Raw genomic sequence first — 18,185 nt, 5'->3', positions numbered from 1 at the left:
TTCCTGGCAATGAAGCAGCCGTTCCAACCGATAAAACCCCGCTCGCTGTCGATACAATTCCCCAGACGGTCGGTTTGGAAGCGGGCGGGCTGGCAGGCGGGGTTAAGTTTGTTTAAAACCGTTTCTTGCCCATGACTTTGACCACGCCCCGTCGCTACCTCACGCTGCTGATTCATGTGCTGGTGTGGGGACTATTCGGGCTTACGTTCTTGCTGTTTCAGCCGCTTACGGGGCGGCTCACCATGCCGCCGCAGTTCTGGCTGAAGCAAGGGCTGATGTTTATGGCCTGGATTTCGGTGTTTTACCTCACGGCGCGGGTGAGCGTGCCGCGGCTGCTGTTTCAGGGCCGCAACGCGCAGTTTGTGCTGATGCTGGTCGGGACCACCGTGGCCGTGCTGCTGTTCAGCAAGTTTCTGGATGCGACGCTGAACCTGCCCGCGCTGATTGACAAGGCCTTTATGGCCGCGGCCGGGCGGCCCCGGCTGCCCCGCACCGGCTTCCGCATCGATACCATGGGCCTGCTCACCACCATGTTTGTGCTGGGCATCAGCACCAGCATCACGGTGGTGCAAAAGTGGCAAAAGGACGCGCAGCTCCGCCAGACCCTGGAGCAGCAGCGCGTCTCGTCCGAGCTATCGGTGCTCAAGGCCCAAATCAACCCGCATTTCTTCTTCAATACCCTCAACAATATTTACGCCCTCACGCTGCTCGACGGCGAGCAGGCCCGCGAGGCCATCCACCGGCTGTCGCGCATGATGCGCTACGTGCTGTATGACACGGCCAGCGGCCCCACGCTGCTCAGCCAGGAAATCGCCTTCGTGCAGGACTACATTAACCTGGTGCAGCTGCGGCTCGACGACCGGGTGACTGTCACCTTCGAGCGGCCCGCGCCTGGCCACGACGTACCCGTGGCGCCCATGCTGCTGCTGCCCTTCCTCGAAAATGCGTTTAAGCACGGCGTGGCGGCCACCGAGGCCAGCCGCATTTTCGTGGCCATCAGCCAGCCCACGCCCGATGTGGTGGAGCTGGAAGTGCGCAATTCGTTGCTCCCGCAGCCCGGTACCGACCTGGCCGGCAGCAACGGCATTGGCTTGGCCAACACCCGCCGCCGCCTCGATTTGCTCTACCCCGGCCAGTTCACGCTGCTGGTCGATGACCACACGCCCGCCAACGAATTCCGGGTTCACCTCACCTTGCACGTCGCATGAGCACCGCCAGTTCCGCCTCGCCGCCCCTCAAAACCATTGCCGTTGATGACGAGCCGCTGGCCCTGGGTTTGGTGGCGTCCTTCGTGCAGAAAACACCGTTTCTGGAGCTGGTGGGCAAGTTCGGGAGTGCCGTGGAGGCGCTGAAATACCTGCACGCCTACCCCGGCACCGTCGATTTGGCCTTTCTCGATATCCAGATGCAGGAGCTCAACGGCCTGGAGCTGGCCCGGGTGCTGGGTCCGGCCGGGCCGCGCATCGTTTTCACCACCGCCTTCAGTCAGTACGCCCTCGAGGGCTACCGCGTCGATGCCCTCGATTACCTCGTCAAGCCCTTCAACTACGAGGAGTTTCTGCGCGCCGCCGGCAAAGCCCGCGCCTACGCCGAGCTCACCAACCAGCACGCCAGTGCCTCCGTTGCCACCGGCCCCGAGGAAGAAGAATTCCTTTTCCTGAAAGCCGAATACCAGCTCGTGCGCGTGGCCCTCAGCGACGTCCTCTACGTAGAGGGCCTCAAGGACTACGTTAAAGTTCACCTCAAAAGCTCGCCCCGCGCCCTGCTTTCGCTCATGAGCCTCAAGACGATGGAGGAAAAACTGCCCGCTCGGCGCTTCATGCGCATCCACCGTTCGTTCATCGTGGCGCTCGATAAGATTGAGGCTGTGCGCCGCCTCACCGTCCAGATTGGGGCCGTCACAATCCCCGTGGGCGACCAGTACAAAGACTCGTTTCTGCAGTTCCTCAGCCGCTGGAGCTGAGGGCTTGATGCGCCAGCGCTCAGCGGCCGCCGAACAAAGAAGAACGCCGTGCTGAGCACCGTTGTGGCAGCGATGCCAATGCCACGGTCCTGCGGGCTGCCAAGGCTCCTGCGCAGCCACCCAGACTGGCACCCAGACTGGCTGGCACTACCCGAAGAGCTCCTACGGCAGTTGGGGCTTTTTTTGCTGATTGAGGTTTCGCGTTGGGAATTCCGGAATGCAAACCGGTGCACCCCACGCCGACACGGGTAGGGTGAGGTGGTTGGTGGTGTAGAGTGGGCAAAGTACCGCTTTACCCCAACCCGGCGCACAGTCGCATCAGCTTCCTGGCCGATGCGTCCACACCCTACCGCGTGCTCAACCAGCTGGGCCAGCTCCTGCTGAGTGGCACCACCGAAGCCGGTAATCCCAGCATCGTCATCGAAACGCTGGCCGTTGGTTTCTACTTCCTGGAACTGCAAACCGCTACCGGCCGCGTAGTGCAGAAGTTCGAAAAGGAATAGAAGCCCTCTTAAATGGTAACGCACAAAAAAGGCTGCCCAATCGGGCAGCCTTTTTTGTGCGTTACCATTTAAGGTCAGATTACAGAATTCATATAATCCGGATATGTCTGCTATTTAGACCGAGAAGCTTTCGCCGCAGCCGCACTCGCGCGAAGCGTTGGGGTTGTTGAACTGGAAGCCCTTACCGTTGAGGCCGTCGGAGAAGTCCAGTTCGGTGCCGGCCAGGTAAAGGAAACTCTTCATGTCGACCACCACGCGCACGCCCTTGTCCTCAAATTCCTGGTCCATGGGCCGCACTTCGTTGTCAAAGTCCAGCTTGTAGCTTAGGCCCGAGCAGCCGCCGCCAGCCACCGAGGCACGCAGGCGGAAGGTGTCGTCGAGGTTGGCGTCCTGAATCAGACGCGATACTTTTTCTTTGGCTTTATCCGAAACGGTAATCATGGCGGTAGGAGTGGTGCTGGCTTACCCGGCAAATGGGTCAATGAGTCCGCAATTTAGACACATTATAAACAAGCGCGTGTTCGGCAAGGTTCACGCGCCGGATTGATGCCGCTACGAGCTTGGGTTTAAGACCACGCTGAACACGGTAATCGTATTCAAGTCGCGGCCGAAGTACAGCTTGTCCAGCGCCTCATACACATTGTGAGCCCGGAAGTAGGAAGTGTGTAACTCCTTGTCGCCGTGAGCGTGCCATTGCACGGTGTAAGGGCTTTCGTTGTCGCGGTAGCCACGCACGTAGGTCAACATCTTCTCCAGGCATTCTGTCTCGTCGCGGCCGGTTTCGTAGTGAAACAAAAAGCTCTGTTGGTGCCGCGGATTCACTGTGATGAGGTCCAGTCTGGTTAGCCCGTCCAGTTGCCGAAACTCAAAGCGCAGCTGCTCAAATTCCAGGCCCAGATACTGTTGAATCTCGCGTTCCAGGCGCGCGCTTTCAAATTCGTCCACTTGTGAGAGCAGGTTAGGTTTGGGTAAAAAAAGGTCATCCTGAGCAAAGCGAAAGACCCTACCACGACTGAACGATTACCGTTGCAACGTGATAAGGTCCTTCGCTTCGCTCAGGATGACCGCTGTCAAGCGACTAGTGGTGCGCCAATTCCAGCGCGGGCAGGCCGTTTTTCACGCGGTAGTCCGAAATGGCCGACTTGATGGCATCCTCAGCCAATACCGAGCAGTGGATTTTCACGGGCGGCAGGGCCAGCTCTTCCACAATCTCCATGTTGTCGATGGCCAGGGCCTCGTCGATGGATTTGCCCTTCAGCCACTCCGTCGCCAGCGAGGACGACGCAATAGCCGAGCCGCAGCCGAAGGTCTTAAACTTGGCGTCGATGATGGTATTGGTGGCTTCATCCACCTCGATTTGCAGGCGCATTACGTCGCCGCACTCAGGCGCTCCCACCAAGCCGGTGCCTACGTTCTTCTTGCTTTTGTCCAGCGTGCCCACGTTGCGGGGGTTGCTGTAGTGGTCAATTACTTTATCGGAATAAGCCATTTTGCTTCGCTTGAATTATGAATTAAAAATTATGAATTAAAAATTGAGCTTGAAATTAAGCGACGGCTCAGGCACGTCCTTTTTAATTCTCAATTTTTAATTAATTCCTAGTGCTCGGCCCACTCGATTTTGCTCAAGTCGATGCCTTCCTGGAACATCTCCCACAGGGGCGACATTTCGCGGAGTTTAGTTACGGCCTCTTTTACGTGGCCGATGGCATAATCGATTTGCTCGTCGGTAGTGAATCGGCTCAGGCCGAAGCGTAGGCTACTGTGGGCCAGGTCATCGCTCAGGCCCAAGGCCTTGAGCACGTAGCTGGGCTCCAACGAAGCCGAGGTACAGGCCGAACCCGACGAAACCGCCAGGTCTTTTACGCCCATCATCAGGCCTTCACCTTCCACGTACTTGAAGCTGATGTTGGTGACGTGGGGCAAACGGTGCTCAATGGAGCCATTCACGTACGTCTCCTCCATCGTCATCAACTCCTTTTCGAGGCGGTCACGCATCACGCTCAGGCGGGCGGTGTCGGCAGCCATTTCGAGGCGGGCCAGCTCGCAAGCCTTACCCAGGCCTACTATGCCGGGCACGTTGAGGGTGCCCGAGCGCATGCCGCGCTCATGGCCGCCCCCGTCCATCTGGGAGGTTACCTTCACCCGGGGGTTCTTGCGGCGCACATACAGCGCACCCACGCCCTTGGGGCCATACATTTTGTGGGCCGTGAAGGCCATGATATCAATGCCATCGGCAATGACGTCGACCGGGATTTTACCTACGGCCTGCGTGCCGTCAGTCATGAACAGTGCGCCGTGGCTGTGGGCAATTCGGGCAATTTCACGGATGTTGTTAATCGTACCCGTTTCGTTGTTGCCGTACATGATGCTAACCAGAATGGTTTCCGGCGTCATGGCGGCTTCGAGCTCTTCGAGGCTGATGAGGCCCTTTTCATCTACCGGCAGGTAGGTGACGCGGCCGCCCTGCTTTTCGAGGTGCTTGCAGGTGTCGAGAATGGCCTTGTGCTCGGTGGTGGCGGTGATGACGTGGTTGCCTTTCTGGCTATACATCTCAAACACGCCCTTGATGCCGAGGTTGTCCGATTCGGTAGCGCCCGACGTGAAGATGATTTCCTTGGCGTCGCAGTTGATGAGCTTGCCGATTTGCTCGCGGGCATAGTCGACACCTTCTTCGGCGGCCCAGCCGAACGGGTGGTTGCGCGATGCCGCGTTGCCGAATACGTCGGTCAGGTAAGGCATCATGGCCTCTAACACGCGCGGGTCGAGGGGCGTGGTGGAGTTGTTGTCGAGGTAAATAGGGAGCTTCAGCATTGCGCGCAGCGGGATAGCAAATAGATGAACCAATGAAAGACTAATTGGCCCATAGAACACGGTTCGGGGGCAATCAGTTTTCTTTGACCTTACAAAAGTAGACACAATCTAAATAAGGATATGTCCCGTCCGTCAGCAACGGCCCAAAATACCCGCTAAATCCGGTTTTTTGCCCGTTCAGTAGCATTTTCGCCTGCCCATTCCACCCAATGCTCATCAACATCGAACACCTCGGCCTGGCCGTGCACGACCTCGAAGCCGCCACGGCGCTTTACACCACGCTGCTCGGCGCGGCTCCTTACAAGAAAGAACACGTGGCCAGCGAAGCCGTGGACACAGTTTTCTTTCAGGTCGGCGGCTCCAAGATTGAGCTGCTGGCCGGTACTTCGCCGGATAGTGCCATCACGAAGTTCCTGGCCAAGAAACCCGAGGGTATTCATCACGTTGCATTTGAGGTGGATGACATCCGGGCCGAGATGGCGCGACTAAGAGGCGAGGGCTTTGTACTATTAAATGAAGAGCCCAAGCGCGGGGCCGACAATAAGCTTGTTTGCTTTGTGCACCCCAAAAGCGCCGCCGGTGTATTGGTGGAGCTCTGCCAATCGCTGATTGACGCTGATTAACCGTGATTTCGCTGATTTTTCATTAACCCCAGTATCGTCTGTACTGGTGGAAGATTGGCAGTCCCGCTAAACGAAGCGTTACCCAGCACCTCTCAACTCAATAATTCATAAACCGTGTCGCCCAGCAAAAAAATCGGCGAAATCACGGTTAATCAGTGTTAATCAGCGATATGAAATTCCTCCGCCAAGAAGTAGATGCCGCCGTGGATGCCCTGCTGCTTCAGCAAGTCATTCTTTACCCCACCGATACCGTGTGGGGCCTGGGCTGCGACGCCGAAGCGCTGCCCGCCGTGAAGGAGCTTTATAAGCTAAAGGGACGGCCTGAAGGCCAGCCCAGCATTGTGCTGGTGGCCGATTTGGCCATGCTGAAGCGCTACGCCGCCCAGGTGCCCGAGGAGCTAGAAGCACTGCTGGCCGCTGATACGCGACCCACCACCTACATTTTGCCGGCCAGCCGCGCCGTAGCCCCCGACTTGGTAGCGCCCGATGGCACGGTGGGCCTGCGCGTGGTGAAGGACGAGTTCTGCTTTAAGGTAGTGCGCCGGCTGGGGCACGGGCTGGTGTCCACCTCGGCCAACAAGACGGGTGAGCCGACCCCGGCGGTATACTCGGAAATCGACCCCGCCATTCTGCGCGGGGCCGACCACGTGGCGAACTGGCGGCAGGACGATGCCGCGCGGGCGGCCCCCTCGCGGGTAGTGCGGCTGGGAGCCGATGGCCAGCTCGAAGTGGTGCGTGAGTAAAACTAAAAGCCGGAGTTACGACCTTTGCGGGCATGAACACGCCTCAACTGCCCGAATTGCCCATTTTTCGTACTATCGCCGAAGCGGCGGCCGAGCTGAAGCAGCCTGCCTATGTGATTGGCGGCTACGTGCGTGATTTGGCGCTGGGTCGCGAGAGCAAGGACATCGACGTGGTGACCGTGGGCGACGGCATTACCCTGGCGCAGGCCGTGGGCACGAAGCTGCCGGGCCGCGGCCGGGTGCAGGTGTTCAAAAACTTCGGCACGGCCATGCTGCCAACTAAGGAAGCCGGCGACATTGAGTTTGTGGGGGCCCGCAAGGAAAGCTACCGCGCCGACAGCCGCAAGCCGGAGGTGCAGGCCGGCACGCTGGAGGAGGATTTGGCCCGCCGCGACTTCACTATCAATGCCCTCGGACTGAGCCTAAATCCCGAAGACTTTGGGGCGCTCGTGGACCGGTACGAGGGTATGAAGGACCTGGCGAGCAAAACCATCCGCACGCCGCTGGGGCCGGATGTGACGTTTTCGGACGACCCGTTGCGCATGATGCGCGCCGTGCGCTTCGCCGCGCAGCTGGGCTTTGACATTGAGCCGGATACGTTCGATGCCATTATCCGGAATAAGGACCGGATAAAAATCGTGTCGCAGGAGCGGATTACCGTCGAGCTGAACAAGATTATCGAATCGCCCACGCCGAGCTACGGGTTCAAGCTGCTGTTCCAAACCGGGCTGCTGCACCTCATCTTCCCAAAGATGGCGCTGCTGCACGGCGTAGAAAAAGTGGGTGCGCACGCCCACAAGGACAATTTTTACCACACCCTGCAAGTGCTGGACAATGTGGCGGCGGCCGGCGGCGACCTGTGGCTGCGCTGGGCCGCCGTGCTGCACGATATTGCCAAGCCCGCCACCAAGCGCTACTTCCCCAAAGTGGGCTGGACGTTTCACGGCCACGAGGATAAAGGCGCGCGCTGGGTGCCGGGCATCTTCACCGAACTGAAACTGCCGCTGGGCGAGGAGATGCGCATGGTGCAGAAGCTGGTGAAGCTGCACTTGCGCCCCATTGCGCTGGTTAAGGAAACCGTGACCGACTCGGCCGTGCGCCGCCTGCTCTTTGAGGCCGGTGAGGACATTGACCGGCTCATGCTGCTCTGCCGGGCCGACATCACCAGCAAGGACCACGAGCGTAAGGCCCGCTACCTGCGCAACTTTGGCGAGGTGGAAGAAAAGCTGAAGGAGGTGGAGGAAAAGGACCACCTGCGCAGCTTCCGTCCCGTTATTACTGGCGAAATCATTATGGAAACCTTTGGGCTGAAACCCTCGCGCCAAGTGGGCGAGTTGAAGGAAGCCCTGATGGAGGCCATTCTGGACGGCACCATTAAAAACGAAATGGAGCCAGCCTTGGCCTTCCTGTTGCAGCAGGGGGGGACCATGGGACTGGCTCCGGAAGGAGGCTTCGTTCACTCACCAAACTAAGCCTGTCTTCTTTTTATTTTCGGGCTGATAGATGAAGGTATACGAAGAAAGCTGCCCGCCGATTAATAATCTGATAAATAAGAAGGCGGAAATGAGGCACAAGTAGCAGGGCTATCTGTCAGGCACTTATCGGCCGCTTTTACGCATCGTTTTTTAGAGCCGCTTGATGCTCGAAGGGCCGGTAGCGTCTAGCTTCACGCGGCTGGGCTGGCCGCTATATGCTACTTCGCTGGCCCCCACGGCATCGCCTTCCAGGCTCTCGGTCACGTTGAGGCGGGCCTTGCACACGCCGGCAATAGACACCTTGCTGTTGCGGGTTTTGAGGTTGGCTCCGGCCAGCTCGCAGGCCCCGGCGGCGTCCAGGTCGAGGTTGTCGGCGTTGCCGGTGGCGGTGGTGCGGCAGGCACCGGCTTGCTCCAGCTTCAGGGTGCCGTAGTTGCCGTTGAGGCGCAGGTGGCTGGCTCCGGCTTGCTCCACGTTCAGATTGTCTTGGCGTTCGAAGCCGCCGAGGTCGGCGTGCACGGCCCCGGCCAGCTCCAGGTGACTCACGCTGGGCATCTCGATGCGGATGAGCACCCGGCTCTGCTTGCGGTTCCAGTCGCCACCAAAGAAACTGGTGCTGGTGCGGGGGCGAATCTGCAGTTCGTCGCCATTGCGCTCCACACGCATGTCTTTCAGGGCTTTGTCGTCGCCGCCGGCTTCTACTTTAAAGGTGTCGCCGCGGCGTACCACCACCCGGTAGCCGCCGACCACGCTGACCCGTGAGAATCCGGTTTCCTCAAATGTGCGCCGGGCGCTGCCGTAGCTGCCCAGGTCGGTATCGAAGGACGGGGCCCCGCCGTAGTTGAGCGAGAGGCCGCTACTGGCGTTGTCATTGCCATCGCCACCCTCATCGCTGTTATCGATGTCGGCATTGTCGTCGTCCTCGTCAGTATCAATATTGATGTTCACATCGCCATCGTTTTCGTTGTCGCGACCCAGCTGTTCGGCGGTGCAGCCGATGCACTCCAGCTTGTTGCCACGCAGGCGGTAGCGGTGCTGCTCGGGGTCGGTGGGGCGGCGGTTGCCCACAAAGTCGTCGTCATCCAGCAAGCTATAGGCGAAGCCCTGGCTCAGGCGGAAGGTGCGGTCGCGGGGCAGGCGCAGGGTGAGGGCCAGCTCCTGCTTGCGGAACGAAGCGCCCGGCAGGAAGGAGAAATGGTCGTCGAACACCAGTGAAGAGTCGCCGCTGGGGCGCACCGTATAGTCGATGGTGGTGAGGGCCGTGCGGCGGGCCTCGACTTCGTTGGGGCCTTTAGCGCCCAGCGTGCGCAGTACCTCCACGGTTTTGCCGCTGTCGGCGGCGGCCAGGCGCACATCCACGTGCTGGGCCGACTCGCGGTCTACGTGGCGGGAGTCCAGCATCAGCACGGGCGTGATGAGGGCAGGGTAGCGTTCCAGCTGTTCTACTTCGGCGTTGTATTGGTACTGGCGGCTCTGGCGGGCAATGGTCATGGTCAGGCCAACGACGCTCAGCAGCCACAGGCCCAGCAGCGATAAGCTCACGGTGCGGGGCAGCAAGGTGCGCTTGAAGAGCAGGTTGAGCCCGCCCAGCAGCATCCACAGGGCCGGAATGCCCGCGGCCAGGAAACCGGCCAGCAGCCCCCAGGCCGGAATGCCGTTGAGGAGCACGTGGGCGGGCACGTCGCCGGCCACAATATTCTCCGAGTTCGGAATCAGGCCAATGCCCGCGCCCAGCAGAATGGCCAGCCCCAGCAGCAGCGAGAAGCCACCAATGGTGAGCAGTGCGCCAGCCGCTATCCGGATGGCCGAGCCCACGAAGTTCACCAGCGGCTGCAGGCCCCGGGCGGCATCCTCCACAAAGGCACCCACGGGGCGGTTAGTCGTAGCCGGGCCGTCGGCTAAAGCGTTGTTTCGTACGCTGCTATCAAAGCTTTCCAGGGTCATGGCGTCGCCGCGCATTCGCAGCTTGTCCGAGACCGTTTTGGCCTCGGGCAAGACTATCCAGAGAATGATGTAGAGCAGGAAGGTGAAGCCACCCGCGAAGAGGCCGGCCAGCAATAGCACCCGCACCAGGGTCACATCGATGTTGAAGTAGGCTGCTAGGCCAGCGGCCACACCCGCTACCTTGCCCATGCCGGTGTCGCGAAACAGGCGACGGCCAGCCAGCGGGCCCGAGTTCAGCAGGGCTTCCGGGTGAGCGGGGGCATCGTAGCGCTTGGGAAGTACAATCCAGAGCACGATGTAGCCTAGTACAGCCCAACTGCCCAACTGCAGGTTGAAGCGAGTGTCTCCGAACCCGTCGAACACGCGCCATACGGCGGGCGAAAGTAGGGCTAGCACCACAAAGGCCAAGCGAATCCAGAGCGGGTTCACGGCGAAGTATTGGGCAATGCCGGCGGCTACGCCCGCAATCTTGCGGTTGGCCATGTCGCGGTACAGCCGCTTGGGTTCAGTAGCAGCGGCTGCCATTGCGGCTGCGGGAGCCGCGGTGGCGCTGCCGAAGCTGCCGGCCGGGCTACCGAAACCTGCCGAGGCGTTGGTAGCCTCCGTGGTGGCCTCGTCGTCCTCGTCGGCATCGGGAGCGAAGTCGCTCACCCGGCCCATTTTAGCCGTCATGGCGTTCACATCTTCCAGCGTGATGACTTGCTGCACGGGGGATATGCGGGCCGAAAACAGCTCGGCGATGCGGCCCTCAATGTCGGCTACGATGTCTTCGTGGCCGCGATAGTTGGCAAAGTGGGCTTTCACCTCGGCCAAGTAGCGGCTGAGGACGTCGAAGCCATCTTCCTCGATGTGGAAGATGATACCCTGCAAATTGATGCTGATGTTCTTTTTCATGTGAAAGAAGGCCGAACGGGCCGATTGAATGCTGGTGAGTGAAGCAGAAAAGAAGGAATGGTGCTAGCGGCTGTCGCCCGGCGGCCGGCTGTGGCGGATGATGCCCACCGAAGCGGCCATTTCCTCCCAGGTATCGCGCAGCTCGCCGAGGAACTGGCGGCCGGCCTCGGTCAGGGTGTAGTATTTGCGGGGCGGGCCGCTGGTGCTTTCCTTCCAGACATAGTCCAGCAAGGCGGCGTTTTTGAGGCGGGTTAGCAGCGGGTAGAGCGTGCCCTCCACCACTATCATGCGGGCCGAAGTCAGTTCCTCCAGCATATCGGAGGCGTAGGCTTCGCCGCGGGCGATGATTTCCAGGATGCAGAATTCAAGGATTCCCTTGCGCATCTGAACCTGGGTGTTCTCGAGTTTCATGGGCGAGTTGGATGACTAGTGGGTGAGAAACAGTACAAATGTATGGTAGGTACTTTGTAACGCAAGGTACTGGATGAATAATTCATGGGTTACTGACAAAATATTTCATTTGTTACTGATAATCAGCGAGAAAATTTTTTATCGAAAATGCATAATTTGCCATATTCGTCTGGTGTCCGTGCCGCCAAAGCATCTCAGCTGCGGGAATGCTTATTCATTCGTAGGGCAGAGGTGCTTTAGCGACGTTCAGCCTGCGAAGGTGCTGGCCCGGCGCGAGCTACTGGCTGGCGCTGCCAATCGAATCCACTTGCCAGCCGTGCTGAATTGATTAAAAGCATTTTTCCCTGCCTGAAAAGGATGATTGGCCCGAAATTGGCTGGACCCAGCGCACTATAATGAAGTAACTTGCGTTCCGTCCGCGCAAAACACATCTACTTTCTTTTCCTTCTATGCCTCAGTTTTCCTCTGCCGCCCGTGGGCTGCTTCTTTTGGGTGTTTCTGTTGCGTTGGCGCTGCCCGCCGCGGCACAGTCGACCAAGACTCCCAAATACAGCAACGAATTCTTGAACCTGGGCGTGGGGGCCCGGGCCCTGGGCATGGGTAAAGTACAGGTGAGCTTGGCCGATGATGCCACCGCCGGCTACTGGAACCCGGCCGGCCTGGCCAACCAAACCCATAAGTACGACGGCGTGCTGATGCACTCCGAGCTGTTTTCGGGCGTGGTGAAAAACGACTATGCGGCTTTTTCGATGCCGCTCGACGACAAAAGTGCCATCGGGGTGAGCGTGCTCCGGCTAGGCGTGGATAACATTGCCGATACCCGCAACCTCATCAACGAGTACGGCTACATCGATTACAGCAAGATTGAGTATTTCTCGGTGGCCGATTATGCGCTGCTGCTGTCCTACGCCCGCAAAGTGAGCAGCGTAGAGGGTCTGAGCGTGGGGGCCAACGGTAAAATCATCTACCGCAACATTGGCAAGTTTGCCACCGGCTACGGCTTTGGCATCGATGCCGGCGTGCAGTACAACCACAAGGGCTGGAACCTGGGCCTGATGGCCCGCGACATCACCACCACCTTTAATGCCTGGAACATCAATTCGACCGAATACCTGAAAGGCATCAACAGCCGGATAGCCATCGGCAAGGACTCCATCCCGAAAAACAGCACCGAAATCACGCTGCCGCGCTTCGTGCTAGGCGCGGGCCGTCGCTTCAACTTGCCCAAGCAGTTCTCCGCCTTGCTGGCCGTGGACCTGGAAGCCACCACCGATGGGCGGCGCAACACGCCCATCTCCACCAAAGGCGTGAGCGTGGACCCGCGCGTGGGCCTGGAACTGGGCTATAAAAACCTGGTGTTTCTGCGCGGCGGCGCTGGCAACTACCAGAAAATTCAGGACTTCGCAGTCAATAGCAACGGCACGTACAACAGCAGCTGGAAAGGCCAGTACACCCTTGGGGCCGGCGTGGCTGTCAGCGGCCTGCGCGTCGATTTGGCACTCTCGCGGCTAGCCGTTGAGAAGCTGGGTAGTGCCTCGCAGACCAATTCGCTGATAGTATCGCTGGGCTACGGCTTCAAATAGAAGACTGAATCAAAGAATAAGAAGCCTTCAGCCTCAGGCTGGGACTAATCAGAAACAGTTGAAAACGAATGTTATGGATAAAAAATACAAGCAATCGGCTAGCAGCTGGGCTTTTGTAGCAGTGCTCTTGGGGCTGTTGCTGAGTGGCTCGGCTGTGCGGGCGCAGTCCGGCCCGGTGGGTAACGAATGGATTGTGCCGGGGCAGCAGTACTACAAAGTGAAGATAGTCCACGATGGGCTGTATAAAATTGACTATCAGTATATAACACAAGCAGGTATCGCCGGTGTAGCGCCCAGCCAGTTGCAAATCTGGCGGCGCGGCCGTGAGCTGGCCCGCTACGTGGGTGGGAATGCCGCTGTGCTCGACCCGACTACGTTCCTGGAGTTTTATGCCTTACGCAACGATGGCCGGCTAGATGCCGAGCTGTACAAGGACCCGTCTGCGCAGCCGCACCAGTTTTATAGTTTTTACACTGATACAGCCAGCTACTTTATCACGTGGTCAGTGGGCAGTACTTCCCGGCCTGGTCGGCCGATGGTACAGCCCACGGCGGCAGGCGGCACCATTCACCCGCATCGGCTGACCAGCCAAGTCAATCCCAAGGTTAATCTCTTTCTTGATAACCCGCTAGTTCAATTCACTTTTCTGCCGTGGATAGAACCCGGCGAAGGCTTTTTTGGACGCGGAACGGCCACTGTTGACTGCGACTCCATCATCCGAAACGTGGCACCAACCGGTCCGGCTCCCTTGCTGGAAGTGGCCATGTTTGGGGCCAATACGCTGGCCCATGCCACCGAAGTACTAGTGGTAACGCCAGCCGGTGTGCAAAGGAGTCTGGGGGTGATTCGGTGGACTGGCCGCACCCGGGGCATCCGCCGGTTTCAGCTGCTGCGCTCCGATGTGAGCCCCGCCGGCCGGGTTAGGGTGATGTACCGGTTGGATGCCTCCGCGCTGCCGGGTGATAACTACTACGCCGCGTACCTGCGCGTGGTGGCCCCACAGCTCAGCCGCTGGTTTCCGAACCGGCGCAGTGTCAGCTTTCAAAACGACTCGCTGCTAGCGGGCCCTGCCACCTACGAGTTTGAGGCCGATTCTATTCCCGCTACCGTGGTTGGCTTTGATGTTCAGGATTTCACCAACGTGCAGCGGATAGTAAGCACACCAGGTAGCACCGTTACCCGGCGTCGCTTCGTATTTCCGGGAGCCAATGCGTCTGCTACGCACCGCCTATTGTTGGCTGATGAAGCATTTCCGGCGGTGCCACTGCTGCCAGCTCGGCGGGTGCGCTTCCGCATCATCAACCCGGCCGTGCCCACATTCACCATCATCACCCACCCGCAAGTGATGGGCCCCGCTGCGGGCGCCCCCAACGCTGCCCGGGCCTATGCCAACTACCGCGCCTCAACGGCCGGCGGGAGCTACGACACGCTGATGGTGACCGCGCAGCAGCTCTATGACCAGTTCAACTACGGCGAAAAATCGTGGTTGGCCCTGCGCCATTTTTCCCGATGGCTGGCGGCAGCCAGCCCAGCCGGCAGCAACCGCTATTTGCTGCTGTTGGGCAAGGGCATTGTACCCAGTGAGCCCGTGAATGGCTCCCACTTCGCGCGCGGAGGAGAAGGTGGACTCGATTTGGTGCCCACCAGTTCCCGTGCGGTATCGGATAATTTGCTGACGGCCGATTACTTAAACGACGATTACGTGGCCAAGCTGCACACGGGTCGCCTCACCGTGACCACGCCGCTGCAGATAATGAACTACCTCAATAAGCTGAAGGCGCATGAGCTGCTGGGTTCGGAGCCCTGGCGTAAGAACGTCCTGCACCTGGTTGGGGGATATGATGCGCGAGAAACGGCCGAATTTAAAAGCTACCTGGACGCCGGCAAAGTCCGCGTGGAACGGCCATTTTTAGGCGGGCGCGTCACTACCGAGTTTCGCGTTACGCCTAACCAATTTCCCGTCAGCATCGACATCTCTGCACAACTTAATGCCGGTCTTTCGCTGATTACTTATTTCGGCCATGCTGCACCCACCATATTTGCGCTCAATTTTGGTTCTCCTTCGACTGCCCCAAACTACACCAATGCGGGAAAGTATCCGTTCCTTTATCTGAATGGCTGCGCTGCTAACGCAACATTTACCCGGACACCTACGGTAGTGGAGGACTGGCTATTTGCTGACCAGCGCGGGGCTTTGGGTTCATTATCTGAATTTGGCTTTAGCTTCCCAGCCCAGCTGGGTATTGCCCAGGACTCGCTTTATAAACTGCTCTTCAACAACCCCCAGTGGTACGGCAAGCCGATTACGGCGGTACACGACGAGTCAGTGCGGCGGTTGCAGGGGAGTACTTCTTTCAACAACGCGGCGGGGATTGAGATACTGTTATGCACGGGCTGGCAGGGCGACCCCACGCTGGCCCTGTTTGCGCCACCCCGCCCAGATTTTATCGCCAGTTCCGCTACGCTTTCGGTTACGCCATCGGCGGGGCAGGGGCCCGTGCGGGCCGCTTCGGCAGATTTCGTGCTGAACGTGGGGGTAGCCAACCCCGAGAAAATCACCTATGAACCAGTTCAGATTCGGGTAACCCGGATTTTCCCGGCGGGCTCGGGTCGTCCCAACCAGGTGTATCCAATCTTCACCAAGCGGCAGGCTTGGGGAGCTGACACCACCTATGCCCTGACCCTGCCCAACGCCGTGGGTGTGGGCGGCACCAGCACGTTTCAGGTAGTGCTGGACCCGAACAACCAAGTGCTGGAAAAAAGCGAAACCAACAACTCGGCTCAAATTGACTTCTCCTTTCTGCAAGGCGGCCTGACGATAATTAACCCCACCGAATTCGCGATTGCCACCACCAACCAGCCGCGGCTGGTGGTGCAGTCCAACGACCCGCAGGGTGCCCAACGCGTCTATGAATTTGAAATCGATACCGTTGCGACGTTCGACCGGGCGGTGCAGCGCACCACGGTGACAGCGGGTGTGGTGGCCGAGTGGCGGCCCACGCTGCCGGCCACTCTGGGCCAACGCGACAGCCTGGTTTGGTACTGGCGCGCCCGATTTCAAACTACTGGCCCGCAGGAAGATGGCAGCTGGGCCACGTCGTCGTTACGGGTGATTCCGAACAGCCCAGGTGGCTGGTCGCAGAGCCACTACACGCAATTCAAGCGGGATGCGCGCACGGGCGTGGAGGTGAATGCCCCAACGGGCCGTTGGGCGTTTGCCAACACCCGGGTGCCGCTGGTGCTGCGCACCCGTGGGGGCGGTGCACCACGCAGCGCGCCTACGTTTAGTACCATCGTGGGGCCGGGAATTACCCTTCAGACCGTTGCTAATCAAGCCTCGGTAGTTGGTTGTGGCGTGCGTTCGCCCAACCTGCTGATTGCTGTTTACAACCCTGCTTCGTTGAACCCGGTAGCCATGCCGGCCACCTTTCAGCGTTGCCGGCTGGCTCCGGACTATTTCTATTACTTCTCGGCTGCCGACACTTCCAACCCGCTGGATACCCTCGATAACCTGAACTACAGCGCCGTACGCCAGCAGCAATTGGATGCCTTTCTGACGGCGGTGCCTGCTGGCTCTTATGTGGCGGCCGTGTCGACTAACCGCCTACGCTACAGCTTGCTGCCCGCAGCCCTGAAGGCCCGGCTGCAAAGCCTGTTGGGCTCGCAGCTTATCACCCAGCTGAATGATGGGGAGCCGCTGGCGCTGGTAGGGCAGAAGCTGAGTGCCAGCACCGGCCGTTTGTTGCATGAGCGCGGCCCGGACCGCAGCAACCTGGCCATCCTGCCTTATAACCAGACCATTGAGCTGCGCGATACTTTGCAGCGGCCTAGTAGTTCGGGTCGGGTTGTTTCGACGCGCATTGGCCCCGCCAAAGAATGGCTGAATCTGTACAGCACCATTAAGAACATTACGCCCGCTGGTAAGCACAAACTAAGTGTGGTGGCCATTGATACGCTGGGGCGCGAAACCGTGATACTGCCCCGTGTTACGCTGGCGGCGCAGCCGCTGGGGGCGTTGGTCTCGGCCACGCGCTACCCGTATCTGCGCCTGGAGCTGGCCCTGGAAGACACCGTGACCCGCGTGCCTCCGCAGCTGGTCCAGTGGCTGGTAACCTCGCGCGGCCTGCCCGAAGGCGTGGTGCGCCGCGACCTGGTGGCCGCCGCCGACTATGACCCCGCCAAGCTGGCCCAGGTGGCGGTAGCTACCGGCTTCCTCGATTTCCCGGTGAAGTTCCAAAACGTGTCGGATGAAGCTTTCCTGCCTCCCTTGCGCACCCGCATTAATGTGCGTGACGTGAGCCAGCCCAGCCGGCCGGTAGTGGCCACGGACCTGTTATCCTCGCCGGCCCTGCTGCCCGGAATTACGCTCACATTGCCCGTGCACTTAGACATCAGGGGTAAATTCGGCACCTTCGTGACCGAAGTAGTGGTGAACCCGCGCTTGCAGCCCGAGCAGATTTATTCGAATAACGAACTGACCCTGGCTCCCTTCTCGGTGAACGACACGAACGTGCCGCCTACGCTGGATGTCGCGTTTGATGGCCGCCATATTCTTAACGGGGAATTGGTGTCGCCCATGCCCATCATCAATATTCAGCTCAGCGATGAGGACCGGCTCCGCCCCATCACCGACCGGTCGGTGTTCACCGTGACCTTGACCCGCCCCGGCGGCACGCCCACGCTGGTAGACCTGACCAACAGTAGCGAGGTACAGTTCAGCGTGGCGACTACGCAGGGCAGCGTGGCCACGTTGAAATACGAGCCGGGCAAAAACGCGCCGCTGCCCGATGGCATATACACGCTGCGGGTGCAGGGCCGCGACCTTGGCAACGCCAGCGCCGGTTCGCAGGAGTTACAGGTGAAGTTTGAGGTGGTGAATGCCTCCAAAATCACCAACGTCTACCCGTACCCGAACCCGGTGGTGGACAAGGCCCGCTTCGTGTTCACGGTGACTGGCCAGACGCTGCCTACCAACATGAAAATTCAGATTATGACCCTTACGGGCCGGGTGGTGCGCGAAATTTTCATGAGCGAGCTCGGGCCGCTGCACATCGGCAACAACATCACCGATTTTGCCTGGAATGGCACCGACAGCTACGGCGACCGCCTGGCCAACGGTACCTATCTCTACCGCGTATCGCTCGACGACCCCAACGGGCAGTTTGGCCGCCGCGAAACAGCCGGTGACCAAGCCTTCAAAAATGACTGGGGCAAAGTGGTGCTGATGCGTTAGCA

The 18,185-nt window shown here is 59.5% G+C and carries 14 protein-coding genes; 8 read left to right on the top strand and 6 right to left on the bottom strand.

The annotated features are described in order from the left end of the window. Positions 1–131 precede the first annotated feature (131 nt). From IEW17_RS11620 to IEW17_RS11610, 3 genes are all read left to right on the top strand, one after another. On the top strand, positions 132–1,208 hold the full coding sequence (locus IEW17_RS11620; protein ID WP_188562212.1) for a sensor histidine kinase: 1,077 nt from the start codon (positions 132–134) through the stop codon (positions 1,206–1,208). Then, a complete protein-coding gene (locus tag IEW17_RS11615; RefSeq protein WP_188562211.1) occupies positions 1,205–1,963 on the top strand; it encodes a LytR/AlgR family response regulator transcription factor in 759 nt (252 codons plus the stop codon). The genes IEW17_RS11620 and IEW17_RS11615 overlap by 4 nt, the downstream gene beginning before the upstream one ends. Positions 1,964–2,238: 275 nt before the next feature. Beyond that, positions 2,239–2,466, top strand: coding sequence for a T9SS type A sorting domain-containing protein (locus IEW17_RS11610; protein ID WP_188562210.1), 228 nt, complete (start codon positions 2,239–2,241; stop codon positions 2,464–2,466). 114 nt (positions 2,467–2,580) lie between these two features. Here the strand turns inward: IEW17_RS11610 and IEW17_RS11605 are convergent, their stop codons facing one another. From IEW17_RS11605 to IEW17_RS11590, 4 genes are all read right to left on the bottom strand, one after another. After that, positions 2,581–2,907 carry a HesB/IscA family protein gene (locus IEW17_RS11605; RefSeq protein ID WP_188562209.1) on the bottom strand — a complete coding sequence of 109 codons (327 nt, stop codon included), beginning with the start codon at positions 2,905–2,907 and terminating at the stop codon, positions 2,581–2,583. Between the two features lie 111 nt (positions 2,908–3,018). After that, a complete protein-coding gene (locus tag IEW17_RS11600; RefSeq protein WP_229748963.1) occupies positions 3,019–3,411 on the bottom strand; it encodes a hypothetical protein in 393 nt (130 codons plus the stop codon). A gap of 133 nt (positions 3,412–3,544) precedes the next feature. Further along, entirely contained in the window at positions 3,545–3,955 is a 411-nt protein-coding gene (gene iscU / locus IEW17_RS11595; RefSeq protein WP_188562208.1) for a Fe-S cluster assembly scaffold IscU, read from the bottom strand. A 107-nt stretch (positions 3,956–4,062) separates the two neighbouring features. After that, positions 4,063–5,277, bottom strand: a complete 1,215-nt coding sequence (locus tag IEW17_RS11590) for an IscS subfamily cysteine desulfurase (protein ID WP_308420616.1) — start codon at positions 5,275–5,277, stop codon at positions 4,063–4,065. 209 nt (positions 5,278–5,486) lie between these two features. On the opposite strand from IEW17_RS11590, the gene mce reads away from it, so the two are divergent. From mce to IEW17_RS11575, 3 genes are all read left to right on the top strand, one after another. Further along, complete coding sequence (mce, locus tag IEW17_RS11585) at positions 5,487–5,900, top strand: methylmalonyl-CoA epimerase (RefSeq protein WP_188562207.1); 414 nt, start codon at positions 5,487–5,489, stop codon at positions 5,898–5,900. A 170-nt stretch (positions 5,901–6,070) separates the two neighbouring features. Then, positions 6,071–6,643 carry an L-threonylcarbamoyladenylate synthase gene (locus IEW17_RS11580; RefSeq protein ID WP_188562206.1) on the top strand — a complete coding sequence of 191 codons (573 nt, stop codon included), beginning with the start codon at positions 6,071–6,073 and terminating at the stop codon, positions 6,641–6,643. A gap of 32 nt (positions 6,644–6,675) precedes the next feature. Then, complete coding sequence (locus IEW17_RS11575) at positions 6,676–8,115, top strand: CCA tRNA nucleotidyltransferase (RefSeq protein ID WP_188562205.1); 1,440 nt, start codon at positions 6,676–6,678, stop codon at positions 8,113–8,115. A 153-nt stretch (positions 8,116–8,268) separates the two neighbouring features. On the opposite strand, the gene IEW17_RS11570 is transcribed toward IEW17_RS11575, so the two are convergent. Continuing rightward, on the bottom strand, positions 8,269–10,956 hold the full coding sequence (locus IEW17_RS11570) for a PspC domain-containing protein (protein WP_188562204.1): 2,688 nt from the start codon (positions 10,954–10,956) through the stop codon (positions 8,269–8,271). Between the two features lie 63 nt (positions 10,957–11,019). After that, the gene (locus IEW17_RS11565) at positions 11,020–11,367 is read right to left on the bottom strand and encodes a PadR family transcriptional regulator (protein WP_188562203.1); all 348 of its coding nucleotides are present in this window, start codon (positions 11,365–11,367) and stop codon (positions 11,020–11,022) included. A gap of 449 nt (positions 11,368–11,816) precedes the next feature. Here IEW17_RS11565 and IEW17_RS11560 point away from each other — a divergent pair, with 449 nt between their 5' ends. Beyond that, on the top strand, positions 11,817–12,950 hold the full coding sequence (locus IEW17_RS11560) for a putative type IX sorting system protein PorV2 (protein WP_188562202.1): 1,134 nt from the start codon (positions 11,817–11,819) through the stop codon (positions 12,948–12,950). A gap of 73 nt (positions 12,951–13,023) precedes the next feature. Beyond that, complete coding sequence (gene porU2, locus IEW17_RS11555) at positions 13,024–18,183, top strand: putative type IX secretion system sortase PorU2 (RefSeq protein WP_188562201.1); 5,160 nt, start codon at positions 13,024–13,026, stop codon at positions 18,181–18,183. The last annotated feature ends 2 nt before the right edge of the window (positions 18,184–18,185 follow it).

This window comes from Hymenobacter frigidus (assembly GCF_014640435.1).
Classification (GTDB): Bacteria; Bacteroidota; Bacteroidia; order Cytophagales; family Hymenobacteraceae; genus Hymenobacter; species Hymenobacter frigidus.
Note: the sequence above shows the minus strand (reverse complement) of the source record. Positions and strands in the feature narration are given on the sequence as shown.